This window comes from Brachybacterium sp. AOP43-C2-M15, from assembly GCF_052446295.1.
In the GTDB taxonomy this organism is placed as follows: Bacteria; Actinomycetota; Actinomycetes; order Actinomycetales; family Dermabacteraceae; genus Brachybacterium.
The window spans coordinates 142,824-166,675 of sequence record NZ_JBQSWB010000001.1; the positions used below are offsets into that span (position 1 = coordinate 142,824).

Consider the following 23,852-nt stretch of genomic DNA (forward strand, 5'->3'; position numbering starts at 1 on the left):
CAGAATCGGACCATGACCGGCTCCACCCCCCGCAGCGACCCCGGCACCGACACCGGCCGCTGCTTCACGATCGACACCCCGACCCTCGCGGACGTCCCGGCCCTGGCCCGCCTCCACGTGCGCGGCTGGGAGGTGGCCTACGGACACGCGCTCGCAGGCGAGCAGTGGTTCGGACAGCCGGCGATCCGACGCCGCATCGAGCACTGGACCGCCTGGCTGACCCCCGGGAACCGGGCGGCCGACGAGGGCGAGTTCCGGATCGGCCGGGACCCGGACGGTGCCCCCGTCGGCCTCGCCGCCTCCTGGCCTCCGCGCGATCCGGAGCCGGTGCGGGAGCGCGAGCTGTCGACCCTGTACGTCGACGAGGCCTGGTTCGGCTCCGGCCTGGGGCGCGCCCTGGTCGAGTCGCTGCTCGGCGAGGCGCCCGCGAGCCTGTGGGTCGCCGAGGACAACCCCCGCGCCCGACGCTTCTACGAGAAGCTGGGCTTCGTCGCCGACGGAGCCCGTCACACGGACGAGCGGTGGCCGGATCTCCCCGACCTCCGCATGGTGCGCTGACCCGCGACGCGCCTGCGACCCGGGGGCGAGGGCCCGGTCCCGAGGATCCCCCCGAGGGCGGACCTGCTCGCGCTTCCCGGTGGACGCGCCGGCACCCCCGCCGCGCCGACAGTGGAGTCATGAGAGACGCGACCATCGCCACCAGCCGCACCCGAGCCACCGCCGATCAGCTCATCGACTACCGCCCGCTCCCCGCGGAGTGGGGAGACCTCGAGGCGCTCCAGGCCCAGCGCGCCGAGAAGGCCCGCGCCGCCGCCCGCGGCCTCGATCCCAGCACCCTGGAGATCGCGGTCGCGACCACCGGAGCGCACCGCGCCCCCGCGGCACCGCGACGACCGCGAGGCCACGGCCTGCTCGCCTCCCTGCGCCGGCAGGCCGGCGCCCATCGTCGCCGCGGGCACGCCGGCGGCCGGCTCGCCACCGCCTGAGAGGCGCCTGCGATCCGCGTGCGGAGCGACCGCGCCCCGCCGACGCCCCCGCCGGTGATCGCCCGACGGTGTTCGCCCGACGGTGATCGCCCGACGGTGATCGCCCGACGGTCAGCGGCCGCCGCTCCGACATCACTTGACGACCCGTGAAGTCACTCCTAGGGTCTCCGCCATGGACAGCGACCCGCGGGAGAGCGACACCGTCCGCAGCGCCTCCGGCGGGCCCACGGTCGCCGAGGCTCGCGCGGCGCTCGATGCCCTCGACGTCGACGCCTCGCAGCTCGCCGCACGCATCGTCACGCCGTGGTGGTACCACGTGGCGCTCGGGGCGGTCACAGCGCTGGCCATCTCCTCGCTCAGCGTCCTGGGGCTCTCCCCCGCCGCCGTGATCCCGCTGGTCGTGATCTGGATGCCCTTCATGCTGACCGCGTACACCACCACGTGGAGAGTCCTGATATCGCGCCCTGCGAGCCGGCGCAGCCGTCGCGCGCTGCTGCTGTCCCTCGTGGTGATCGGCGCGATCCTGGCCCTGGCGGTGCTGCTGACCACCACATCGCTGTCCCCGTGGTGGGGAGCGCTGCCGACTGCTGCCGGCTTCGCGGCCACCGTGCTGCTGGGCCGCCGCTACGACGCGGTGCTGCGCGCCGAGATCACTCGCCCGGACACGCACCGATGACCGAGAGCACCCGCAGCCCGGGCGACCGCCCCGGCGCCCCCGACGCTCCCGTCCCGGCGTTCCACGAGCTGATCCACTCCCCCGTGCGGCTGCGGATCTGCGGCGTGCTCCGCCCTGCCGACGAGGTCGAGTTCGCGGTGCTGCGTGACGTCCTGCTGCTCAAGGACGCGAACCTCTCGAAGAACCTCAAGCTGCTCGCCGACGCCGATCTCGTGTCCCTGCGCAAGGAGTACTCCCCGCGTCGGAACGACGCCCGGAGACTCACCTGGGTCGCGCTGACCGAGACTGGTCGGTCCGCTGTGACCTCGCATCTCGCCGCTCTGCGTGCCATCGCCGAGGGTGATCCGCTCCTCGGTGCCTGAGCCCCTCGGTGTCTGAGCACCTCGGTGGATGCCGAGCAGGCGCGCGCAGCGCGCCGTCCCGTCGGCCGCCCGCGGGGCCGGCCAGAGCGGGACCGTCCGGGCTCGGATGGCTCTAGGATCGCGGCCATGACCGAACGCTCCGCCTCCCACGACCTCGCCGGGGAGCGCACCGACTACCTCGCCGGCTCGTTGCCGGACGACGCCCCGGCCGATCCGCTGGCCCTGTTCGACATCTGGCTCTCGGAGGCCTTCGCCCGCCGCGACAGCCACGACGACCTGCCGGACCCGTCGGCCGTGGTGCTCGCGACCGTGGACCTCGATACCGACGGCACCCCGCGGCCGCGCTCGCGCACGGTGCTGCTCAAGGGCCACGACGCCGACGGCTTCGTGGTCTACACGAACCTGGACTCGGCCAAGGCCCGCGAGCTGCGTGCCGCGCCCCGGGCCGCTCTGCTGCTGCCCTGGTATCCGCTGCAGCGGCAGGTGCGCATCGAGGGCACGGTCGAGGAGGCGAGCACGGCGGAGTCCGACGCCTACTGGGCGCGGCGCCCGCGAGGCGCCCAGCTGGGTGCCTGGGCCTCCCACCAGTCTCGCGAGATCGCCTCGCGCGAGGCGATGGACGCGCGGTACGCCGAGGCGGAGGACCGGTTCGACGGCGGTCCGGTGCCCCGCCCGGAGTTCTGGGGCGGGCTGCGCCTGCGGCCGGAGCGGCTCGAGTTCTGGCAGGGCCGCGAGAACCGCTTCCATGACCGGATCCGCTACTCGCGCACGGCAGGAACGGCGGACGTGGCCTGGCAGCGGCATCGACTGCAGCCCTGAGCTGCGGCGCGATCAGTCCCGGTCCGGTCCGTGGGCGAGCTCAGCCCAGGTGCCGCAGGAACCGCTGCGGCGCGTCGAGGAAGCTGCGCCAGGTGCGCACCAGCGTGAGCTCGTCGTACCCGGTGCGCCGCAGTCCCCACTCCCCCAGCTCGTAGAGGTCCGCCGCCGGCAGCGCCGCGAGCACCGGCGAGTGGGTGGACAGGATGATCTGGGACCCGGCCGCGACGAGGTCCTGCAGCAGGCCCAGCAGGGCGAGGCATCCCGGCAGCGACAGCGCCGACTCGGGCTCGTCCAGCAGCCAGAGGCCGCGGATGCGGGAGCGCTCGGAGACGATCTCGAGGAAGGACTCGCCGTGGCTGCGCTCGTGCATCATCCCGCCCACCCCGATCTCCTCGTAGTAGGTGAACAGGGAGTGCATCGTCTCCGCGCGCAGGAAGAAGCCGGACTTCGCCGCTCCCGCGCCGCGCACCAGCTGCAGATGCTCGGCGAGCGGTGACTCGGTGAGGCGCGTGGAATGCATCGCTCCGGTGCCGCCGCCCTCCGGGTTCAGTCCGTAGGCTCCGGCGATCGCCTCCACCAGGGTCGACTTCCCCGCACCGTTGTCCCCGGTCAGCACAGTCACCGGGCCCAGCTCGAGGCCCTCGCGGAGCACCTGCTGCACCGGGGCGAGGGTCGCGGGCCAGGCGTTCGGATCGACCGGGGCGAGGTGGTGCTCCCACACGGCGCGCAGCGGCAGCAGCGGGGCGTGGACCTGCAGCGGGCCGTCGACCGGCTCGGCGGGCACCGGGCTCACACCCCGAAGGCGGCCGGATAGGCGATGCGCCCGCGCGGGACCGGCCGGCCGGGATCCAGGGCCAGGGCGAGGAAGGCGTCGTCGGGCGCCTCGAACGGTGCGGTGATCCCGGCACCGGAGGCGGGCGTGAAGCCGAAGCGAGGGTAGTACCCGGGGTGGCCGAGCACGACCACCACGTTCTCCCCGCGGGCTCTGGCCGCTGCGAGCCCCGCCCGGATCGCCGCGCTGCCGGCCCCGCGCCGCTGATGGCCGGGCAGCGTCGCGCAGGGGGCGAGGGCGAGCACCGGCTCGCCGTCGACGCTCGCCCTGGTCAGCAGGGCATGGGAGACGATCCGCTCTCCGTCCAGGGCCACCGTCGAGAGTCCGTCGATCCACGCAGCGGGATCGGCGCGCAGGGCGTCGACGAGATCGGCCTCCTCCGCGGTGGGGAAGGCGGCCAGCAGCAGCTCGCGCAGCGCCGGAGAGTCCTGCGGCTGCTCGGCGCGGGTGGGCCAGGACTGCGGGGCGGCGTCGTCCTCGGTGGTCATGACTCCAGGATGCCTGCCGGGAGCGACGGACGACGAGAGGCTCGATCCCGGGGCACCGGGAGGATCGCCAGCGGGCCGGACCGCGGCGTCGTGCCGCCGGTATGCTCGGTGGCCCGAGGGCCGGGCCCGGCTCCGTGCCCAGCCCGCCGTCGAGCCCGAGGTGGTCCCGTGAACGCACCCCGATCCCGCTCCCCGCTGATCGTCGGCGCCTGTGCCGCGCTGACCTGCCTCGTCATGGTGGTCGTGGTGGTCGTCGCGGGGCTCGCCGGGCTGCTCCTCCGCGCCGAGGGCGACGGGGCCTCGAACGGCTCGGCCACGGCCGAGGCCTCGGCCACCTCGGAGGAGGGGACCGCAGATCCTGGCACCGACGCACCGGAGACGACGGACCCCGCGGAATCGACGGACCCCGCGGAATCGACGGGCCCCGCAGAGACGTCGGACCCCGCAGGGACGACGGATCCCCCACCCGGCGACCTGGTCCTGCCGCCCGGGGTCGGCGAGGGCGAGGCGTACCTGCAGCTGAGCGAGAGCGAGGACGGCCCAGTCGTGGACGTGTACCGCGACTTCCTCTGCCCGCCGTGCAAGGACTTCCAGCGTCTCCAGAGCGACGGGGTGATCGAGCTCGCCCTGCGCAGCGAGATCACGCTGCGGGTGCACCCGCGCCCCCTGCTCGACGACACCTCGGACCCGCCCGGGTACTCGGGCCGTGCGGCGCACGCCGCCGTCTGCGCCTACGCGGAGAACCGTGAGAAGTGGTTCCCCGCGGAGCAGGCGCTGTTCGAGAACCAGCCGGGCGACGAGGGACTCTCCGACCACGAGCTCATCCATGCAGTCGACGAGGCGACCGGTCTCGACATCGCCGACTGCCTGGCGGAGGGCGCGTACCACACCTGGATCCAGGAGGTCGTGGAGCCCGAGGCGCTGGCGAGGAGCGAGGGCACCCCGGCGGTGTTCATCGATGGGGAGCAGTTCACCGGGGACCTCGGCACCCACGGATCGGTGAAGGCCGCGATCGAGGCTGCGTGAGATCGGTGCGCGCGCCGTACGGGGCGGCTCAGTCCTCGCCCACCGGGTGCTCGATCGCGCCCTCGCCCTCGGGGATCGCGGCATGGTCGCGCAGCAGCTCGAGCCGGATGACGTCGATGTCGACCCCGCCGGAGATCCCGGAGACGGTGCCGTCGAAGCGGAGCTGCCACACCACCCAGTCCTCCTGGGCGGGGCGCTCCCCCGCGGAGAACAGCCAGTCGGGGCGGCCGTCGGTGACGGGCAGTCCGTAGTGCTCGCGCCACTCGGAGGAGGAGTAGACGACCAGGCGTCGGCCCCACGCCTCCTCGACCGCCGCCGTGAACGCATCGATCTCGGTCTGGACCTCCGCCTCCTCCGGCAGCTCGTCGCAGGCGCCGTCGAACTCGAGGTCGAGCGCCGGGGGCAGGGCGGAGTCGACGGGCGGGGCGGCGGCGAGGAAGTCCGCGGCCTGCTCCGCGCCCGAGGAGCAGAGCGTGAAGTAGTGGTAGGCGCCGGGGGTGACCCCGGCGCCGAGGGCCCCCTCCCAGTTCTCCTGGAAGTGGGAGTCGATGAAGCCCGCGCCCTCGGTGGCCTTGATGTAGGCGAAGGAGTACCCGTCGGCGGCGACCTGGCTCCAATCGATATCGCCCTGATGGCTGGAGACGTCCAGCCCCATGGCCTCGTCGGGCGTGAGGTCCACGCCCTCGGGCAGGTTCTCGAGCGCCGGAGCGTCCGCCGGGGTGCCCTCGATGTCCATGGCCGCGTCGTCGGCCCGGAAGGGCTCGGGCTGGGTCTGCGCCTCGACGTCGTCGCCACCGCGCAGGGCGCTGATGACCGCTGCCGTGCACCCGCCGATCAGCAGCAGGAGCACGAGGGCGAGCGCGCCCGCGACGATCTGGCGTCTCCGGACCTGCTCAGGGGTGAATCGGGGCACGGGGCGGACGCTACCGGAGCCGACGGCGCAGAGGTGGGATGACGTGCCGGTACGGGACGATCCGCCCGGGAGCCCCGCTGCGGGCCGGCGGCGCCGGTCGAGTGCGCCGGATCCCGCCCGGGCGGGCGGGAGCCGCAGTGCAGCCGCAGGTCAGCGCGGCGCCCCTGCAGGTCAGCGCGAGAACAGGGTGGCGAAGGCGCGCAGCAGGCGCGGCGCCTCGTCGGCGCTCTCGTCGCGCAGCGCGGCGAAGACGTCCTCCATCTCGTCCGGGGAGAAGTAGCCGTGCTCGCGGTAGGCGCGGGCGCGCTCGATGATCGAGGGGACGTCCAGCTCGGGGTGGAACTGGGTCGCGTACTGCCGGGTGCCGATGCGGAACATCTGCACCGGGCAGGTGCGACCGGAAGCGAGGTGGGTGGCGTGCGCGGGGAGCGTGTGCACCGCCTCCTTGTGGCCCACCAGGCCGGTGAAGGTCTCCGGCAGGCCCGCCTCGCGGATCAGCGGGTCCTCCCGCCCGTCGGCGGTCAGCGTCACCTCGACGGCGCCGAGCGGCTCCCCATGGGTGCGGTCGATGCGGGCGCCCTGGTGGGTGCCGAGCGTGCCGATGCCGTAGCACGCGCCGAGGAAGGGGATGTCGTGCGCGATCACCCGATCCAGGACCCTGTCGATCTCCGCCTCGGCCCGCAGCTGCCCCGCGGACTTGCCCTCGGCCGGGTCCGAGACGGTGAAGGGGCTCCCGCACAGGATGATGCCCGCGATCTCCTCGAGCGGCAGGTCGGGGAACGGGTCGCGGTCCAGCCGTGCCCAGATCAGCTCGTCCTCGCCCAGTCCGGTGAAGTCGAGCACGGCCTCGCGCTCGGTGAGGGCGACGTCGTCCTCGGGGCGGGTGGCGATCTGCACGAACTGGTTCACGGATGCATGCTAACGGCCTCCGCGCCCGGGCCCTGCCCCGTAGTCTGCGACGGTGCCCGTCGCCGTCCGCGAGCCGTGCTCGGCGTCCAGCCGTGCCCGACGGCCAGCCGTGCCCGACGTCCAGCCGTGCCCGACGGCCAGCCGTGCCCGACGTCCTTCGAGGAGAAGAGATGCCCGCCCCGACCTCCGCCCCCTCCACGTCCCGGGCTCCGGGGATCGAGCGCTCCGCCGTCGAGGACGTCGCCGCGGTGCTCCCCGCATGGCTCGAGACCGTGCGGCACCTGCGACGCCAGTCCGGGATCCAGGCCGCGATCTGGCACGACGGGGAGCTGGTCGCCGAGGTGGCCGTCGGCGCGGCCGACGAGCCCGCGGGCATCCCGCTGCGCACCGCGCACCGGCTGCGGATCGCCTCCCATTCGAAGATGTTCACGGCCCTGGCGGTCCTGCGCCTGAAGGACCAGGGGCTGCTGCGGCTGGACGACACCGTCGGCGACCACGTGGTCGAGCTCGCCGGTTCCCCGGTCGCGGACAGGACCCTGCGCGACCTGCTCTCGCACTCGGCGGGGCTGAGCCGTGACTCGGACGACTCCCGGTGGTGGCGCCTGGGGATCCCCTTCGCGGACCGCGAGCAGCTGCTCGGGATCGCCCGCACCGGGGCGGTGAAGACAGAGGCGGGGCTGCACCTGCAGTACTCGAACATCGGCTACGGAGTGCTGGGGCTCGTGATCGAGGCGGCCACGGGGACGGACTTCGCCGAGGCGGTCCACGACCTGGTGCTCGCGCCGGTCGGGGTCGAGGAGCTCGGCCCGGACCTGCCGGCGGGCGCCCCGGGCCCGGAGGCCGCGGACGGGTTCGCCCACGGCCACACCTCGCTGCTGCACGGCCCGCGGCGTGTGGTCGAGCAGATCAGCACCGGCGCCCTCGCCGCGGCGACCGGCTTCTGGGCCACCGCCGGAGCGATCGCGACCTTCGCCGGGCAGGTGCTCACCGAGGGCGCGCTGCTCGAGCCGGGATCCCTGCGCGAGATGCGGCGCCGGGTCTGGACGCTCCACGACGGCGGGCAGTACGGGCTGGGCCTCCAGGAGGGGCGGCTGCACGGCTTCACCGTGATCGGACACTCCGGCGGATTCCCCACCGGGCTGTCCCGCACCTGGGCCGCACCGGCGGAACGCCTGGTCGTGAGCGTGATCGGCACGTCGGTCGATGCTCCCAGCTCCGAGATCGCACTCGGGATCCTGGGACTGCTGTCCCTGGCCGCGGGACGGCCCGCGCCGACGGCCGACGAGTGGGAGCGCGCGGGGGCCCAGGGCGGCGGCTCCGACGGCCGTGAGCGACCGGTGGTGCTCGCGGAGCAGGACGGCGTGCACCTCGTCTCCGGGCCGGACGCCGAGGAGGCAGGGAGCGACGCGCCGGAGACGGGCGGGCACCACCTCTCCGCCGCGGACATCGCCGGACTGGTGGAGGGGACCTACGACTCCCTGTGGGGCAGGACCCGGCTGGTCGCGCTCGGCGGGCGGCTCTTCTCCCTGGACGAGACCGCCACCGACCCGGCGGCGACGGCACTCGAGCTGGCCGTCACCGGGGTGCGGCCGGACCCGATCGCTCCGGACCTTCCTGTGGTCGAGCTGTCGACCTGGGGCGATTCCGGCTACGGGACCTGGGCCGAGCCGATCCTGGCCCGACTGTCGGGCTCAGGAGCGGACGCCGCCCTGCGCTGCACGGGCCTGGTGGTCACGGGGCAGGTGCGGACGCCGAGCGCCGACTTCATCATGCCGGACCGGGTGAGGGCGCCGTGAGCGAACCCTCGGACGGCGGTCCAGGGGAGGCGCTGGATCCGATCGCGCGGGATGCCTCCGGGCAGGAGCTCGGAGGACGACACACGGGACCCCTGGTCGCCGGGTTCCCGGTGCCGGAGCTCCTGCGGTCCGGGAGCGCTCCGGGGCTCGCGCTCTGGCGCGCTCGGCTCCCCGAGGTCGTCGACGAGATCCTCGACCGGTGGGAACTGCGGGCCGAGGCCCCCTTCCAGCCGGGCGGTTCGAGCGCGTGGGTGGCGCCGGTGCGCTCGGCCGACGGGGACGAGCGGGTGCTGAAGGTCGCGTGGGCGCACGACGAGGCCCGGGACGAGGCCGCCGGGATGGTCGCCTGGCAGGGGCGGGGAGTGGCGCGGATCCACCGCAGCGAGCGGCGCGGGGAGACCTCGGTGCTGCTGCTGGAGCGGGTCCGCCCGGGCACGCCTCTCGCCGAGCTCCTGACCTGGCCAGAGCGCGACGTCGTGATCGTGGAGGTGGCGCGGCGCCTGTGGGCACCGCCCACGGAGCTGCTCGGGGGCACTGATGCCGTGGCCATGACGGGCGCGAGCTCGTCGGGCGAGGACGCGCGCCCGTCCTTCCGCCCCCTCAGCCAGATGTGCTCGTGGTGGGCGGACGAGGCGCAGCAGCGGGCCGACGACGACCTCTCCCCGCTCCCGAAGGACCTGGTGTCCCACGGACTGCAGCTGTTCCGCGATCTGCCGCTGGAGTGGGACGGCGAGGACGTGCTGCTGGCGACCGATCTCCACCCGAGCAACGTCCTGGCCGGCCAGGGCGGTCGATGGGTGCTCATCGACCCCAAGCCGTATGTGGGCGATCCGCACTACGACCTGCTGCAGCACATGTTCAACGATCCGGATCGTCTGCAGGCTGCGCCCGGTCCCTTCGTCGATCGGATGGCTGAGCTCTCCGGGCTGGACCGGGACCGCCTGCGCCGCTGGATGCTGGCCCGCTGCGTGCAGGAGGCCGGGGTCCTGCCGGGCGCTGCGGAGGCGGCCCGGAGCCTCGCCGATGCCGGGGTCGAGTGACCGGTCGGGTCTTCGCGCCTGCCGCCGAGTCCTCCGTTCCCCGCTCTCGCGGCCCCGACGGCGCGGTCGAAGTGACCGACGGTGTCGAAGTGACCGACGGTGTCGAAGTGACCGGCGGTGTCGAGGTGGCGGGTGGTGTCAGGCTGCTCGGTGGTGTCAGGGCGACCAACGGGGTCGGGGTGGTGATCCGCTCATCGCCCGCCTCGCCGATCCACCGCACGCCGTGGCCGGCCATCTCGGTCTCGTGCACCCGCTCGACCCGTTCGCCGAGCCGCTCCTTGGTGTTGCAGCGGGCGCAGAGGGCCTGGCCGTTGTCCAGGCTGGTGGGCCCGCCCTGCGAGGCGGGGACGATGTGGTCGGCCTGCCGCGCGGCAGCATTGCAGTGGGGGCCGCGGCACGAGGTGTCGCGAAGGTTCAAGAATCTCTTCATGGCCGACGGGAAGGCGCGGGCCGTCGAGTCCATCGCCTGCAGCTCATCGACAGTGGGATGCGTGTAGAGGCGACGGAAGACGACACGGAGCGCCGGCCCGTCCGCCCCGAAGGGGTCGTCGGCCGGGTCCTCCGGCTCCGTCAGGGCGGCGCGCAGCTGCTCCCGCACCGCCTCGACGGGGACGTTCCCGTAGCCCTCGAGGTGCGCGGCATCGCCGACGTCGGGGCGGAACAGTGCCCTGTCGGTGATGATCACGCCGAGGTCGAGGGTCACCGGGGCGCTCTTCCCGACCCCCCGCTCGACGACCTTGTCGACGAGGGCATCGGCCATGATCGCTTGGTGCCCTTCTCGCGCCCCGGCGGCCCGGCGGCGCTCGGCCTCGAGCGAGAGACGCTTGTGGATCAACCGCGCGTCGATCGCGGGCAGTCGCGCCGACAGCGTGGCCATGCCGTGCTGTCCGGGCCGTACCGTCACGTGCCGGTCCCGCCGAGCACGCTGGTGCCGCATCGCGGTCCCCTCGGGGTCGAGCTCCTGGGCGATCGCGGCGACGGTGTCCTTCCAGCGTCGGGTCCCGTTGCCGTCGTACCGGGGCAGGCGCTCCCCGAGGACGCGGTCCACCTCGCGGACGAGCTCGGGGTCCAGTACGGAGGCCGCGTCGGAGATCGCGTGGGCGGCGTCGGTCGCGATCCGTCCGCCGGCCAGCGCGGCCATCATCCGCGGCATCAGCTCGACGAGACGTTCCGCCGAGGCCAGGGTTCGGCCGGCCATGTGCGGGGAGCGGCGGGTGATCAGCGTGATGTCGTGCGCGGTGACGCCGTCGGCCTCGTCGCGCAGAGCCGCTGCGGAGGGCTCCGCGGACCGCTCGTGCGCCGCACGGTCCCGGGCGGCGTCGGTCCGGTCGCGGCGGGTGAGGTCCCGCAGGGCGATCACCGCACAGGGCTCCAGTGCGTCGAGCGTCGCGCGGCAGGCCTGCAGGTTGCGCAGCAGGTTCGCGGCGTCCCGACGTTCGCGCCCCTCGACCTCGAAGGCGTGGCCAGGATCCACCGCGAACTCCTGCAGCAGATGAGCCAGATCGCCGAGCGCCGCGGCGACGGTGCCCGGTCCCGCCCTGCGCAGCGCGGCCAGGAGCGCCTGGGGGTCGAACTCGCCCCCAGGGTCCGTGAACTGCGCCGTCCGTGCCATGTCTCCATCGTTCCCCCAGGCAGCGGGCGAGAAAAGGGGAGGGCGCAGAATGTGGATCGAGGGGTTCTGTGGAGGAACGGTCGTCCCCCGCCCAGGCCCGGCGCGCACAATGGACCGATGACGACTCTCGCCGACTTCTCCGCGACCACGATCACGGGCCAGGAGCAGGTGCTCTCCGAGCACCTGGGCTCCGTGGTGCTCGTGGTCAACACCGCCAGCAAGTGCGGGCTCACCCCGCAGTACGCCGGACTGCAGGCGCTCCACGAGCGCTACGGCGACCAGGGCCTGAGAGTGCTCGGCTTCCCCTGCGACCAGTTCATGCACCAGGAACCCGGGACGGAGACCGAGATCGCCGAGTTCTGCGAGATCAACTACGGGGTCGGCTTCCCGATGTTCGCCAAGGTCGAGGTCAACGGCGAGGGCGCGCATCCGCTGTTCCGATGGCTGACCGGCGCCCACCCGGACGCTCCGGGCGGCGAGATCGCGTCGGGCGACATCGAGTGGAACTTCGCGAAGTTCCTGCTGGACCCCGAGGGCCGGGTGCTGCACCGCTGGGCGCCGCAGGTCGAGCCCGCCGACCTCGCCGAGGACATCGAGGCGGCGCTCGCCGAGCGCGCCTGACGGCACAGCCGGTCCAGGGTCCGCACCGGCCCAGCGCGAGCACCGGCCCGGTGCTCGCGCCCCGAGGATCACTCCCCCGCAGCGCTCACTCCCCCGGGCTCACTCCCCGACGGTCCACCCGTCGGCGACCACCAGCTCGCGGTCCTCGGCGCGGTCCGTGTCGAACAGGTCCCGTCGGCCGTCGAGCACCCGCAGCCGGCCCACCCAGGCACCCAGCCCGCGGGTGCTGCCGTCGGTGGTCAGCGACAGCCGCAGCTGCACCTCCCCGTAGAGCACCGCCTGATCGGCGTCGACCAGGGGGAACACGCCGGTCCAGGCGACCCGTCGGCCCCAGCCGGTGATCCGGCCGTCAGGCACCTCCACGCTCTCCTGGTGCTTCGCCTCGAGGTGGCCGACGAGCGGGGCCCAGGTCGCCCCGCTGTCCGCGGATGCCTCGACGGTGAGCACGTCGTAGGCCGTCTCGAGGTGGGCGAACAGGTCGATCCGCAGCTCGGGGGCGCGGGCGTCGAGCTCCACGGCGGTCTCGAGCGTGGCGGTCGTGTCGTCCTCGCTCCCGGCGTGCCATCCCGACCGCAGCCCCTCCGGGACCAGCCCCAGCGCATGGGCCACGCAGGTGGAGACCTCGCGTCGGGTGACCGAGGTGGTGGACCACTCGCGGGTGGGATGCACGGAGTTCGTCAGCAGCACGACCACGGTCTCGGTGAGCGGGTCGATCACCAGCGAGGTGCCGGTGAAGCCGGTGTGGGTCCCGCTGTAGGGGCTGGTCAGGCCCGCGTGGTAGAACCACGCCTCGAGCTCGGGGCCCAGACCGCGGCGGGCGCCGCTCACGCCGGTGATCTCGGCGATGCGGTCGGTGTACATGGCCTCGACGGTGGCGGCGTCGAGGATCCGGGCGTCGCCGTAGCGGCCGCCGCCGAGGAACATCTGCGCGAAGACCGTCAGGTCGCGGGCGGTGGAGAACACTCCGGCGTGCCCGGCGACGCCGCCGAGGGAGTAGGCGTTCTCGTCGTGGACGTGGCCGTGCACGAGGCGGCCGTAGTACTCGACGTACTCCGTCGCCGCGATCCTGTCCTGCAGCTCCGACGGCGGGTTGTACATGGTCTCCTCCATGCCCAGCGGCGCGGTGATGTGCTCGCGCACGTACTCGTCCAGGCCCTGGCCGGAGAGCTTCTCGACGATCAGGCCCAGCGTGATCAGGCCCAGGTCGCTGTAGACGTACTCGGTTCCGGGCGGGGCGGTCGGGGCGACCGTGAGCACGGCGTCGATCCGCGAGGGCACGTCCGGGAAGGCGGAGTAGAGATTGATGAACGGCGGGAGGCCGCCGACGTGGGTGAGCAGGTGCTGGACGGAGACCTCGCCCTTCCCGTTCTCGGCGAAGCGCGGGAGGTGGTCGGCGACGAGGTCCTCGAGGCCCAGCAGACCCTTCTCGACGTGCTGCATGACCGCGGTGGCGGTGAAGATCTTCGAGATCGAGGCGAGGTCGTAGAGGGTGTCGGTGCGGGCGGGGACCCACTGGTCCTCGGGCAGCTCGGTGGAGGCGTCCTGCCAGCGCAGCGCGTAGCCGTCGGCGTGCTCGTAGGCGATCCCGGACTGCGAGGCGATCAGCAGCGAGGCGCCGGCGAAGCGGGGCGGGTCGAACTCCAGGCCCGCGCGCAGGATGCCGGGCAGCTGCTCGAGCACCTCGGGGTCCAGGCCGACGTCGGCCGGAGCGACCTCCTGCAGCGTCCTCGCGGAGCCGCGGCGGTCCCAGGGGTGCCGGTGCGGACCGCCCGGTCGCCAGCTCGGCGCGGACCGGGCCGAGCGGGTCGAGGGGCGGTCCTTGTGGGGTGCGGGGTCGCCCATCGCGTGGGCGGCGGCGGGGAGGCCGACGGCGCCTGCGGCGGCGGCGAGCGCGGTCGCGGTCAGTCCGGTCCGACGGGTGATTCGGGGATCCATGGAGCTCCTTCGCTTCGGCGCGGCGCGCGCCGTCGACCACCGTACGAGCAGCCGACGGATGTGGCAACCGTCACAGCGGCTGGTCGGCCCGCTCCCGCTGGACCTCCCGGATCCCGAGCACCAGGACCACCACCCCGGCGAGCATCCCGAGCACCCGGAGCACCTCAACCACCGCGTCGAGGAGCGAGAAGGCGTTCGAGATCGCGACCGCGGCGTCCGAGAACGCCGCAGGGTCCCCGGAGACAGTGAACGAGACGACCATCCCGGCCGCGGAGGCGATGAGCATGATCACCGCCCCCAGCCGGAGCTTCCCGTCGCCCTTGACCGCCACCACGACGGACAGGATGAAGCCGGCCAGGCCGAGGCCGAGCGCGAGCGCGACGAAGACCAGCGCCAGGACCATCAGCAGGGCCACGGTCGCGGTCGGGTCCCCGGAGAGCATCTGCTGCACGACGCCGTCCCCGAGGAGCAGCTCGGCCAGGTACGAGAGCGCCATCAGGACCGCGGAGACCACCGAGACCACCACCAGCGCGATCGCCGGTCGCACGGGCTGGGCCCGGGGGTGGATCCGCGGTCGTGCCGCGCTCGGCGAGCTCATCCGCGATCTCCCTCTCGGGCCGGGACATCCGCTCGGGGATCGCGCCGGTCCCGATTCAGCTCCAGCACCGGCACGCAGGCCGGGCTGAACCCGAGCACCTGCCCGTAGAAGGACAGCGAGGCCTCGATGGCGCGGATGATCGTCTCCGCCCGTCGGAAGCCGTGCTGCTCCCCCTCGAACAGGAGGTAGGCGTGCGGGATGCCCTTGGCGGCGAGCGCGTCCCGGAACAGCTCGGACTGGCTGGGCGGGACGATCCGGTCCTCGTCGCCCTGCAGCAGCAGCACCGGCACCTCGAGCTCGTCGACATGGCTGAGCGGGGCCCGCTCGACGTACAGGTCGCGTCGCTCGGGATAGGGGCCGACCAGGCCGTCGATGTACCGCGACTCGAAGTCGTGAGTGTCCTGGCGGAACTGCTCGAGCTCGGCGACGCCGAAGCTGGAGACCCCCGCGGCGAAGGCGTCGGTGCGGGTCAGGCACGCGAGCGTGGTCCAGCCGCCGGCGCTGCCGCCCTCGATCGCGAGCCGCTTCCCGTCGGCGATCCCCTCGGCGACCAGGTGCTCCATCACCGCGACGGTGTCCTCGACGTCGACCACGCCCCACTGGCCGCGCAGACGGTCCCGGTACTCGCGCCCGTAGCCGCTGGAGCCGCCGTAGTTGACCACCACCACGCCGAGGCCGCGGGAGGTGTAGTAGGCCACCGGCAGGGACAGTACCGGGGGGACGTGCGCGGTGGGGCCGCCATGGACCTGCGCGATGAAGGGCGGCAGGTCCCCCTCCCGGCCCGCGAAGCCCTCCTGGCGGGGGCGGTGCACGATCGCGTGGACCACGCCGCCGTCCGGCCGCGGCACCTCGATGCTCTCGCCGAACGGGAGCAGCGAGGGGTCCGGCGCGTCGCTGCGGGAGGAGCGCAGCAGGGTCGGCGGGGAGAGCGTCGGGGCCGACGGGTCGGTGCCGGCACCGCCGAGGTCCAGGCGCGCGACCTGGACGGCTCCGAACTCGGTCGGGGAGGCGCCGGCGAGCACCAGCAGCCCGTCCTCCCGCAGCACGGCGGTGCCGATCTGCGTGAGCGGGCAGTCCAGCGGTGCGATCTCGCCGGTGCTCGGCCGCAGCAGGCCCAGCGCGGTCGCGGCGCGGCCGTACCGGACGAGCACGAGGTCCGGGTCCAGCACCTGGTACCAGGTGGTCCCGAGCTCCCACATGGGGCCGGCGAACTCCTGGTCGAGCTCGAGCACCTGGCGGGCCCCGTCGGCCTGCGACCACACCCAGGGGTTCCACCAGCCGGAGGCGTCGGAGACGAACATCAGGCGCTCGTCGTCGAGCCATTCGGGCTGCAGCACCGAGACGTCGGTGCCGCCGGCGAGGATCTCGCCCTCCCCCGCGCTGCCGTTCATGAGCGGCGCGAGGTGCAGCTCGGTCCCGTCCCACGGCATCTGCGGATGCTCCCAGCTGATCCAGGCGATGCGGCTGCCGTCGGGGCTGACCCGGGGGTGGGCGACGAAGCGGGAGGACGGGGTGACGCGGCGCAGGGCGGAGGGGTCCTCGGCGGCGGAGCCGTCCAGGGGCACGGCGACGACGTACCGCTCGATGTGCGGGGCGCCGTCCGGATCCGTCCGCGGCCCCTCCGCGCCGCCGGTGTGGTCCTCGCAGATCCACCACACCTCGGTGGTGCCGTCGGCGAGGGCCACCGGGGTGGGATCCGCCCAGCGCAGGGAGGGTCCCTGGGCGCTGTCGACCTCGGGGCCGACGGGGGTGAGCGGGCGTGGGACCTCGCCCTCGCGGAGAGCGTGGACCCGCTGGTCCTCGAAGTTCACGAAGACGACCAGGGGCGAGCGGTCGGTCCCGTCCGGCACGGCAGCGGGTGCCTGCTCGGGCACGATGGTCCAGCTGGCTCCGCCGTATTCCTGGACCCGCGAGCGGGCGTTGTAGGGGGCGGGCAGCACGGTGACCGGCGCAGCCGGCGCGAGCGCCGTGGCCGCGTCGTCCGATGGCGGGAGTTCCACCGGGCCCGGGGTGCGCACGATCGCCTGGCGGCCGCCCTCGGTGGCGATGCCCTCCGTCCACCACACGGCGTCGCCGACAGGACGCGGAGCGCCGAGTCGGGTGCCGCCGGTCGCGAGGAGCTCGGCGGTGATGGGCGAGGGCCAGGAGCCGTAGGGCAGAGTCGTCACCATAGGGGCAAGGGTAGGCACTGCAGGGGCCGGGCGTGGCTCAGAGCAGGATCGTGCCCTCGACGGTGAGCACCGTGGAGCCGCCGATCCAGACGGTCGCCGGTGCGTCGGCCCCCGGGCTCCTCTCGACCTCCACCGCGACCCGGCCCTCGCGCCCCAGCACCGTGCCCTGCGCGGCGGTCCAGCGGGAGGGCACCTCGCCGCGGGAGAGCATCCACTGGGCGATCCCGGCGTTCAGGCTCCCCGTGACCGGGTCCTCGACCCCGCGGAGGGTGAAGGCGCGCACCTCGTACAGGGGTGTGTCGGCCGCGGCGCCGACGGAGCGCGCGGCGAGATCCGGGTCGGGCCGCGGGCACCGGCCGACCACGCCGAGCTTCGCGTCCCCGAGCGCCGCCGCGTCCGGGCGGAGCGCGAGCACCTCGGCGTCGGAGCCCAGCTCGAGCACCCGCCAGCCCGGGCCGTTGTCCGCCCAGCAGTGTCCGATCACCGCCTCGCGGTCCACGCCGATCGCAGCGGCGAGCTGCGCGACGTCGGCCTCCTCCAGAGGGCCGCTGCGGAGCAGCGGAGGGGCCGCGAAGGCCAGGTGGGCGCCCTCCTCGACCCTGACCTCGACCAGGCCCGCCGCACACTCCTGGACGATCCGCTCCCCCGCCGGCACGCCCCCCGCGTGCAGCCAGGAACGGGCCGTGCCGAGGGTCGGATGCCCGGCGAAGTGCAGTTCGCCCGACGGGGTCCAGATCCGCACCCGGTAGTCCGCGCCCTCACGGGTGGGCGGCAGCAGGAAGGTGGTCTCGGAGAGGTTCGTCCACCGCGCGAGGCGCTGCATGTCCTCCTCGCCCAGGTCCTCCGCGTCGAGGACCACCGCGAGGGGGTTCCCCCGCAGCGGCTGATCGGCGAAGACGTCGAGCTGGAGGAACCGGCGGGAGCGGGGAGAGGTGGTCACATCGGTCATCCTCCCACCGCCCCGGCCTCATCGCCTCGGCGGATCCTCCCGGCCGGGCCTCTTCCCGTCCCGGCCGCGGGCCCGGTCGGTGCCGGCCCCCGCTTCCTGCAGGCCGTTCGCGGCCTCCGCTTCCTGCAGGCCGCTCGGGGCCTCCGAGTCCTCGTCGCCGATCCTCGGCACCCACCCCAGGTCGGTGGTGTCGGTCTCGGGGCAGAACTGATGGTGGGAGTTGACCGCGGCCCGGCCCACAAGCATCGCTCCCAGCGCCGAGGTGATCAGCTGCAGCACGATCGCGAGGAGCGCGATCGCGATCGTCCCGACCTTGGGATGCACGATCGCCGCTCCCAGGGTGACCAGGGCGATGCCGAGGCCCGCGACCGTCCCCACGGCAGCGTTGCGCATGTAGGGGTCCGGGAACCGGGACAGGCCCAGGGCCGCGGCGATGAACACCAGCGAGCCGAGGACGGCCAGCACGCCGCCGATGATCTCCGAGATGCTCATCGACGCCCCCTCGAGAGTGCGCGGGCCAGGGAGATCGCGGAGAGGAACGACACCAGCGTCGCGATCAGCACCAGATCGAAGGTGCCCTCCCTGGCCAGGCGCGTGCCGATCAGGGCGATCAGACCCACCACGGAGAAGGTCAGCAGGTCCGCCGCGACCACCCGGTCCGCCGGCGTCGGCCCGCGGATGATCCGCAGCGCCGCGATCAGCAGGGCGATCACGCAGCCCCCGATGGCGATGTCGAGGAGGATCATCGGGCGCCCCCTGCCACGGTGACGGCGCGCTGCATCCGTCGGTACATGGAGTCCAGGTCGGAGACCGCCGACGGGTTGTCCGGGAAGTACATCGCGTGGACCATCAGGGCCCTCCCCTCGCCGTCCTCCGGCGGGGCGACCCCGAGGGTGAGCGTGCCGGGCGTGAGGGTGATCAGCATGCTGATGAGGGTGACGTGCCAGTCCGGGTCGGTGCCGACGGGCATCCGGACCACCCTCGGGGTGGCGTCCGAGCCCGGCCGGATCGCATCCCACATCACGGTGCACGAGGTCTTCACGATCTCTGCCAGGAACCAGATCGTGAAGGCGACCACGCGCACCGGGAGGCTGAGGACGGAGAGGATCATGACAGCGCCTCCACGTAGGTCGAGATGTCCAGCAGGCCGAGGGCCGCCGTCTCCGACAGCCCGAGCAGGAGCCCCGCACCGAGGCCCAGGCCCAGAGTGCACAGCCCGAGCATGAGCGCCGGGATCGCCCACACCGCAGGCACCTTCGGCGCACTGTCCGGGTCCACGACGATGCCCGTGGGCGAGGCGGCTGCCCGGGGCGCCGCGGCGGCGCGCCCGGCGGCGTCGGCGAGCGGGGAGGTGCTCCCCTGCGTCGCGCCGCTCCCGCCGCCCTCGCTCACCTCGCTCGCGAGCGCGGCGGCCGCCGGGGTCCCCTTCTCCGGCCCGGCGACGGTCGGGGCGAAGCCGACGTTGAAGATCTTCAGCATGGACTGCAGGGTGATGAGGCTGACCAGGAGGGCGATCACCGCGGCGACCACCTGCCCGGCCTCGACGGAGGCGAGGATGAGGGAGAACTTCGCGAAGAAGCCCGAGAAGGGCGGCAGCCCGGCCAGGGACATCGCGGTGGCGGCGAAGGCCAGGGCGAGCAGCGGCTCGGCACGCAATCGCCCCGTGAGATCCGCGAGCGTGTCCGTGCCGTGGGTGTGCTCGATCGCGCCGACGGACAGGAACAGGCCCGACTTCACGATCATGTGGTGCAGCAGGTACGCGATGCCCGCCGTGAGTCCTGCCTGGGTGAACAGGGCGACGCCCAGCAGGATGTAGCCGATCTGGCTGACCATGTGGAACGCGAGGATCGAGCGCATGCGGTTCTCGCCGACGGCGCCGAGCACCCCGATGAGCATCGTGGCGGAGAACAGCGCCACGCCGATCCACAGGTACCGGTCGTCGCCCTCGAAGACCACCGCGTACAGGCGGTAGATCGCGTAGATCGCCACCTTGGTGTGCAGGGCGGAGAACATGGCGGTGACGGCCGGGGAGGTGGCGGGATAGGACCGGGCCAGCCATCCGTGGACCGGCACGACGGACGCCTTCATCATGAGAGCGAACAGGACCACGGCCATGGCGGCCGCCACCAGCGGGGACTCGCTCGCCGCTCCGGCGAGCCGGCCCAGGTTCACGGTGCCGGTCACCCCGTAGACGAGACCCACGCCCGCCAGGAACAGCGTCGAGATGAACAGGTTCACGGTCACGTAGAGCCGGGAGCCGACCACGGAGGCGAGGGTGCCGCGGCCCTTCGCCGCCAGGATCAGCAGTCCGTAGGACGGCAGCAGCATGACCTCGATGAACACGAACATGTTGAAGATGTCGGCGGTGAGGAAGGCGCCGTTGACGCCCCCCATCAGCACCAGCACCAGCGGCGCGAACAGCGGGTCGCGCCCGGTGCCCACCTGCAGGGCGAAGATCACGCTGACCAGGGTCAGGAACACGGCGACCGTCAGCACGAGCGCGCTGAAGGGGTCCACTGCGAACGGGATCGCCACGCCCGGGACGAACAGTCCCACCTGATGGGCGATCACCGACCCGTCGGCCGTCATCACGACCAGCCCGATCGCCCCGGCCAGCAGCGCCAGCAGGGACCCGATCAGCAGCGCCGAGGAGACCCGCACCGAGCGGCGCAGGATCATCGCGACGCCCGCCATCCCGATGGGGCCCCCGACGAGCAGCGGAAGCATCGTCTCGAACGTCATCGCGCCTCCTCCTGGCTGTGTCCTGCCTCGGGGTGTCCGGCGTCGGGGCGTCCGGCGTCGCTGTGCCCCGCGTCGGTCCCGGCCGCCTCGTACGGGTTCGCGCTCTCGTCGAGCGGGTGCTCCCCGCTCCGTGCGCCGCCGTCGTGGTCCACGGGTCGGAAGGCTCCGTGATCGTCCTCAGGGGGGTCGGAGCGTCCGGTCACCGCGAGGATCAGCAGGTAGATGGTGATCGCGAAGGAGATGACGATCGCGGTGAGCACGAAGGCCTGCGGCAGGGCGTCGGCCGTCGTGCTCGGATCGAGGTCGCCGCCGAGCGGCTCCCCGCGCCGCTCCGTGCCACCGGTGGCGAACAGCAGCAGGTTCACTCCGTGGCTGAGCAGCACGAACCCCAGCACGACCCGGAAGCGGTCGCGCTGCAGCATCAGGAAGGTCGCTCCGCCGATGAGCAGGCCGATGGACAGGGCGAGCATCATCGTCCCTCCACCTCCTGCGCGGGGCGGCGGTCGGCGTCGCGACCCGGTGGCGACGCGGTCGCGGGCTGCCCGCCGGTGCTCTCCGCCTCCTCCACGGCGCCCTCCCGCACCTCGGACCGCACCTCGGATCGGGAATCGCTCCCCTCGCCGGTGCCGAGCCGGCTGACGGCGCCGAGGATCACCCCGAGCACCGCGAGGTAGACGCCGAGGTCGAACACGAGGGCGGTCGTGAAGTGGTACCCGAGGATGTCCGCGTGGACGGCGCGGAGGAACGAGCCCTCGAGCGCCACGCCCACCAGTCCCGTCACCGCCGCGACGACGATGCCCGCTCCCGCGATGCCCAGGTAGGGCAGGCGGAGCGCCCGCACCGCGTCGCTCGGCGCGGCGAGGTACACGTACCCGATCACCCCGGCGCCGATGAGCGCGGCGATGAAGCCGCCCCCGGTGGCGTTGTGCCCGCGCAGCAGCACGATGATGGAGACGACCACCATCACCGGGATCAGCACTCTGCCTGCGACCCGCAGGAAGACCGAGTTCAGGACCGGGTCCGCGAGCCTCTCGTTCGGGGTCCGGGCGGGCGGCCCCTCGGTGAGCGGACGCGCCTGGAGCAGGGCGGTGAGCGAGACCGATGCCAGCGCGAGCACGACCATCTCGCCGAAGGTGTCCAGCGCACGGAAGTCGACCAGGATCGTGTTGACCACGTTGGTGCCGCCGGTGAGCTCCTCCGCCTCCCGCAGGAAGTACTCACCGACCGTCGAGAGGTCGCGGTGGCCGGTGAAGACGAGGGTCGCGAGGGTCGCCGCGGAGCCGACCAGGACCGCGGCGACCGCGGCGGCCACGGAGCGTGAGCGGGAGGTCCGGGGGAACCTCGTCGACATGCGGCGCACCACCAGCACCATCACCACCACGGTGAGGATCTCGACGGTCAGCTGGGTCATCGCGACGTCGGAGGCGCCGAGCACGAAGAACCACAGCACCACACCGAAGCCGATGATGCTGGCCGAGACCACCGCGGTGAGGCGGCGGACGGACCCGATGACGGCGACCAGACCGACGGCGAGCATCACGGTCAGCAGCAGGTCGTGGATCGTCACGGAGTGGAACGGCGGCATGCCGCGCCACAGCAGCGGGGCCACCAGCACCGAGGAGCCGATGATGGTCAGAGGGATCGCGAGCTGCCCCGCCGTCGAGTCGAACCGCGTCAGTCCGCCCACGCGGTGCCCGAGGCGGATGATCCCGTCGTGCACTCCCTGGACCACGGCGGTGCCCTGCACCGGGAACGTCGGGACCGCGGCTCCGGCGGCCAGGCGTCGGCCGTGGATCACCGCGACCGCGCCGCCGAGCACCCAGGTCGCCGCCGACAGCAGCAGCGCCGCGGTGAGGCCGTGCCACAGGTGCAGCCCGGGCAGCTCGAGCCCGCCCTGCGGCGAGGCGGCGGCCGCCGCCGGGTGCACGATCGGCGAGAGGAGCCCGATGGCGAGGCCCCCGACCGTCCCGAGCAGAGCCGTGAGGCCGATAGTGAACGTCATCGCCGCGTACTCGCGGCGCGGCGCCACCGTCATCCGCTCCCCACCGAGGACGGGCAGGACCATGCGCGCGCTGTACGCGACCGTGAACACCGCACCTCCGGCCACGACCAGCGCGAGCATCCACGAGGTCCCCTCGCCCCACGGCGAGTGCAGGAACGCCTCCAGGATCAGCTCCTTGGAGACGAAGCCGAAGGTGGGGATCACGGCGGCCATGCTCGCGAGCGCCAGGATCAGCAGGACCATCTCCAGCCGCATCGTCCGCCACAGGCCTCGCAGCTCCCGCAGGTCACGGGTGCCCGTGCGCTTCTCGATCATGCCGACGGCCATGAACCCGGCCGCCTTGAACAGCGCGTGCGCGAGGACGTGCGCCGAGGCCGCGATCATCGCCGCGTCGGTGCCCACGCCGATCACGGCAACGATCAGCCCGAGCTGGCTGACCGTGGAGTAGGCCATGAGCTTCTTGATGTCGTCCTGGGCGAGCGCGAACACGCCCCCCATCACCGAGGTGAGGAGCCCGACGGAGATCAGCACGACGGGCCACAGCGCGGAGTGCGCGGCGGCCGGGGCGAACAGCAGCAGCAGGTAGATGCCGGCCTTCACCATCGCCGCCGCATGGAGGTACGCGGAGACCGGGGCCGGCGCCACCATCGCGTCGGGGAGCCAGGAGTGGAAGGGGAACTGGGCGGACTTCGTCATCGCCGCGACGGCGACGAGGGCGGCAGCTGTGGTCGCGAACACCGGATCCGTCGACCAGGCCTCGTGCTGCAGGGCCGCTGTGAGATGCGTGGTGCCGGTGGTGGCGATGATCAGCGCGACCGCCCCGAGCAGGCTCAGACCACCGCCGACGGTGACCAGCAGGGTGCGGGTGGCGGGCCCCTTGGCCTGGGGGCCGGAGCGGAGGATCAGCAGGTAGGAGCAGAGGGTCGTGAACTCCCAGGACACGAACATCAGCACCATGTCGTCCGCGACGACCAGGGTGAGCATGGAGGCGGCGAAGCCGGTCATCAGCGCGTAGAAGCCGGGCGAGCGCGGACTGCGCAGGTAGGAGCTGGAGTAGACGAGCACGACGGCGCCGATGCCGAGCACCAGCAGCGAGAAGAGCAGGGAGAGGCCGTCCAGTCGCAGCCGGAGGTGGACGTCGATCGTCGGGATCCACGCAACGGCGAAGGTCAGGCCCTCACCGGTGATCCGCGCCCCGGCGAGCAGCCCCAGGGGGACCAGCATCAGGGCGGCGAGCGGCCAGCCGGCGAAGCGGCCGAACACCCTGGTGGCCAGCGGTGAGAGCGGGACGATCAGCCACGCTGCGATCACCGCGCCCAGAACGCTCACAGGGCGGGACCTCGGAGCAGGGACCCCGGCGCGGCGGCAGATCGCG

Annotated in this window: 23 protein-coding genes and 1 pseudogene; 9 read left to right on the top strand and 15 right to left on the bottom strand. The window is 73.3% G+C overall.

The features are described from left to right. The first annotated feature begins 12 nt into the window (after positions 1-12). The 5 genes from ACT3SP_RS00595 to pdxH all read left to right on the top strand — a co-directional run bounded on the left by ACT3SP_RS00595 (position 13) and on the right by pdxH (position 2,843). Positions 13-558 (top strand): GNAT family N-acetyltransferase, encoded by a 546-nt coding sequence (locus tag ACT3SP_RS00595; RefSeq protein WP_444585288.1) that lies wholly within the window; start codon positions 13-15, stop codon positions 556-558. 119 nt (positions 559-677) lie between these two features. Further along, a complete protein-coding gene (locus ACT3SP_RS00600; RefSeq protein ID WP_444585289.1) occupies positions 678-986 on the top strand; it encodes a hypothetical protein in 309 nt (102 codons plus the stop codon). A gap of 172 nt (positions 987-1,158) precedes the next feature. Beyond that, positions 1,159-1,662, top strand: coding sequence for a hypothetical protein (locus ACT3SP_RS00605; RefSeq protein WP_444585290.1), 504 nt, complete (start codon positions 1,159-1,161; stop codon positions 1,660-1,662). Next, entirely contained in the window at positions 1,659-2,024 is a 366-nt protein-coding gene (locus tag ACT3SP_RS00610; RefSeq protein WP_444585291.1) for a transcriptional regulator, read from the top strand. The genes ACT3SP_RS00605 and ACT3SP_RS00610 overlap by 4 nt, the downstream gene beginning before the upstream one ends. A 126-nt stretch (positions 2,025-2,150) precedes the next feature. After that, positions 2,151-2,843 (top strand): pyridoxamine 5'-phosphate oxidase, encoded by a 693-nt coding sequence (pdxH, locus tag ACT3SP_RS00615; protein ID WP_444585292.1) that lies wholly within the window; start codon positions 2,151-2,153, stop codon positions 2,841-2,843. A gap of 40 nt (positions 2,844-2,883) precedes the next feature. Here the strand turns inward: pdxH and ACT3SP_RS00620 are convergent, their stop codons facing one another. Further along, positions 2,884-3,627, bottom strand: coding sequence for an AAA family ATPase (locus ACT3SP_RS00620; protein ID WP_444585293.1), 744 nt, complete (start codon positions 3,625-3,627; stop codon positions 2,884-2,886). A gap of 5 nt (positions 3,628-3,632) precedes the next feature. Beyond that, positions 3,633-4,163, bottom strand: a complete 531-nt coding sequence (locus ACT3SP_RS00625; protein WP_444585294.1) for a GNAT family N-acetyltransferase — start codon at positions 4,161-4,163, stop codon at positions 3,633-3,635. Between the two features lie 168 nt (positions 4,164-4,331). On the opposite strand from ACT3SP_RS00625, the gene ACT3SP_RS00630 reads away from it, so the two are divergent. Next, on the top strand, positions 4,332-5,189 hold the full coding sequence (locus ACT3SP_RS00630) for a DsbA family protein (RefSeq protein WP_444585295.1): 858 nt from the start codon (positions 4,332-4,334) through the stop codon (positions 5,187-5,189). 28 nt (positions 5,190-5,217) lie between these two features. Here the strand turns inward: ACT3SP_RS00630 and ACT3SP_RS00635 are convergent, their stop codons facing one another. Both ACT3SP_RS00635 and ACT3SP_RS00640 read right to left on the bottom strand, forming a co-directional pair. Beyond that, on the bottom strand, positions 5,218-6,102 hold the full coding sequence (locus ACT3SP_RS00635; protein ID WP_444585296.1) for a GH25 family lysozyme: 885 nt from the start codon (positions 6,100-6,102) through the stop codon (positions 5,218-5,220). A 171-nt stretch (positions 6,103-6,273) separates the two neighbouring features. Then, positions 6,274-7,011: a glutamine amidotransferase gene (locus tag ACT3SP_RS00640; RefSeq protein ID WP_444585297.1), complete on the bottom strand. Its 738-nt coding sequence runs from the start codon at positions 7,009-7,011 to the stop codon at positions 6,274-6,276. A gap of 170 nt (positions 7,012-7,181) precedes the next feature. Between ACT3SP_RS00640 and ACT3SP_RS00645 the strand changes: the two genes are divergently transcribed. Both ACT3SP_RS00645 and ACT3SP_RS00650 read left to right on the top strand, forming a co-directional pair. After that, a complete protein-coding gene (locus ACT3SP_RS00645) occupies positions 7,182-8,807 on the top strand; it encodes a serine hydrolase domain-containing protein (protein ID WP_444585298.1) in 1,626 nt (541 codons plus the stop codon). Then, positions 8,804-9,847 carry an aminoglycoside phosphotransferase family protein gene (locus ACT3SP_RS00650; protein ID WP_444585299.1) on the top strand — a complete coding sequence of 348 codons (1,044 nt, stop codon included), beginning with the start codon at positions 8,804-8,806 and terminating at the stop codon, positions 9,845-9,847. The genes ACT3SP_RS00645 and ACT3SP_RS00650 overlap by 4 nt, the downstream gene beginning before the upstream one ends. 286 nt (positions 9,848-10,133) lie before the next feature. Here ACT3SP_RS00650 and ACT3SP_RS00655 read toward each other — a convergent pair. Then, positions 10,134-11,459: pseudogene (locus ACT3SP_RS00655) on the bottom strand (DUF222 domain-containing protein); the annotation flags it as partial. Between the two features lie 117 nt (positions 11,460-11,576). Between ACT3SP_RS00655 and ACT3SP_RS00660 the strand changes: the two are divergent. Then, entirely contained in the window at positions 11,577-12,080 is a 504-nt protein-coding gene (locus ACT3SP_RS00660) for a glutathione peroxidase (RefSeq protein WP_444585300.1), read from the top strand. 99 nt (positions 12,081-12,179) lie between these two features. On the opposite strand, the gene ACT3SP_RS00665 is transcribed toward ACT3SP_RS00660, so the two are convergent. The 10 genes from ACT3SP_RS00665 to mbhE all read right to left on the bottom strand — a co-directional run bounded on the left by ACT3SP_RS00665 (position 12,180) and on the right by mbhE (position 23,806). Then, positions 12,180-14,015 (bottom strand): serine hydrolase, encoded by a 1,836-nt coding sequence (locus ACT3SP_RS00665; RefSeq protein WP_444585301.1) that lies wholly within the window; start codon positions 14,013-14,015, stop codon positions 12,180-12,182. A gap of 70 nt (positions 14,016-14,085) precedes the next feature. Further along, positions 14,086-14,613 (bottom strand): hypothetical protein, encoded by a 528-nt coding sequence (locus ACT3SP_RS00670; RefSeq protein ID WP_444585302.1) that lies wholly within the window; start codon positions 14,611-14,613, stop codon positions 14,086-14,088. Further along, positions 14,610-16,784 carry a dipeptidyl-peptidase 5 gene (locus tag ACT3SP_RS00675; protein WP_444585303.1) on the bottom strand — a complete coding sequence of 725 codons (2,175 nt, stop codon included), beginning with the start codon at positions 16,782-16,784 and terminating at the stop codon, positions 14,610-14,612. The genes ACT3SP_RS00670 and ACT3SP_RS00675 overlap by 4 nt, the downstream gene beginning before the upstream one ends. A gap of 37 nt (positions 16,785-16,821) precedes the next feature. Then, complete coding sequence (locus ACT3SP_RS00680; RefSeq protein WP_444585304.1) at positions 16,822-17,724, bottom strand: PhzF family phenazine biosynthesis protein; 903 nt, start codon at positions 17,722-17,724, stop codon at positions 16,822-16,824. Between the two features lie 27 nt (positions 17,725-17,751). After that, complete coding sequence (locus ACT3SP_RS00685; protein ID WP_444585305.1) at positions 17,752-18,225, bottom strand: cation:proton antiporter; 474 nt, start codon at positions 18,223-18,225, stop codon at positions 17,752-17,754. Then, positions 18,222-18,479 (bottom strand): monovalent cation/H+ antiporter complex subunit F, encoded by a 258-nt coding sequence (locus ACT3SP_RS00690; protein WP_444585306.1) that lies wholly within the window; start codon positions 18,477-18,479, stop codon positions 18,222-18,224. The genes ACT3SP_RS00685 and ACT3SP_RS00690 overlap by 4 nt, the downstream gene beginning before the upstream one ends. Further along, positions 18,476-18,844, bottom strand: coding sequence for a Na+/H+ antiporter subunit E (locus ACT3SP_RS00695; protein WP_444585307.1), 369 nt, complete (start codon positions 18,842-18,844; stop codon positions 18,476-18,478). Before ACT3SP_RS00695 ends, ACT3SP_RS00690 begins: the two co-directional genes overlap by 4 nt. After that, complete coding sequence (locus ACT3SP_RS00700; RefSeq protein WP_444585308.1) at positions 18,841-20,475, bottom strand: monovalent cation/H+ antiporter subunit D family protein; 1,635 nt, start codon at positions 20,473-20,475, stop codon at positions 18,841-18,843. Before ACT3SP_RS00700 ends, ACT3SP_RS00695 begins: the two co-directional genes overlap by 4 nt. After that, positions 20,472-20,948: a sodium:proton antiporter gene (locus ACT3SP_RS00705; RefSeq protein ID WP_444585309.1), complete on the bottom strand. Its 477-nt coding sequence runs from the start codon at positions 20,946-20,948 to the stop codon at positions 20,472-20,474. Before ACT3SP_RS00705 ends, ACT3SP_RS00700 begins: the two co-directional genes overlap by 4 nt. Continuing rightward, entirely contained in the window at positions 20,945-23,806 is a 2,862-nt protein-coding gene (gene mbhE, locus ACT3SP_RS00710; RefSeq protein WP_444585310.1) for a hydrogen gas-evolving membrane-bound hydrogenase subunit E, read from the bottom strand. Before mbhE ends, ACT3SP_RS00705 begins: the two co-directional genes overlap by 4 nt. Positions 23,807-23,852: the final 46 nt, after the last annotated feature.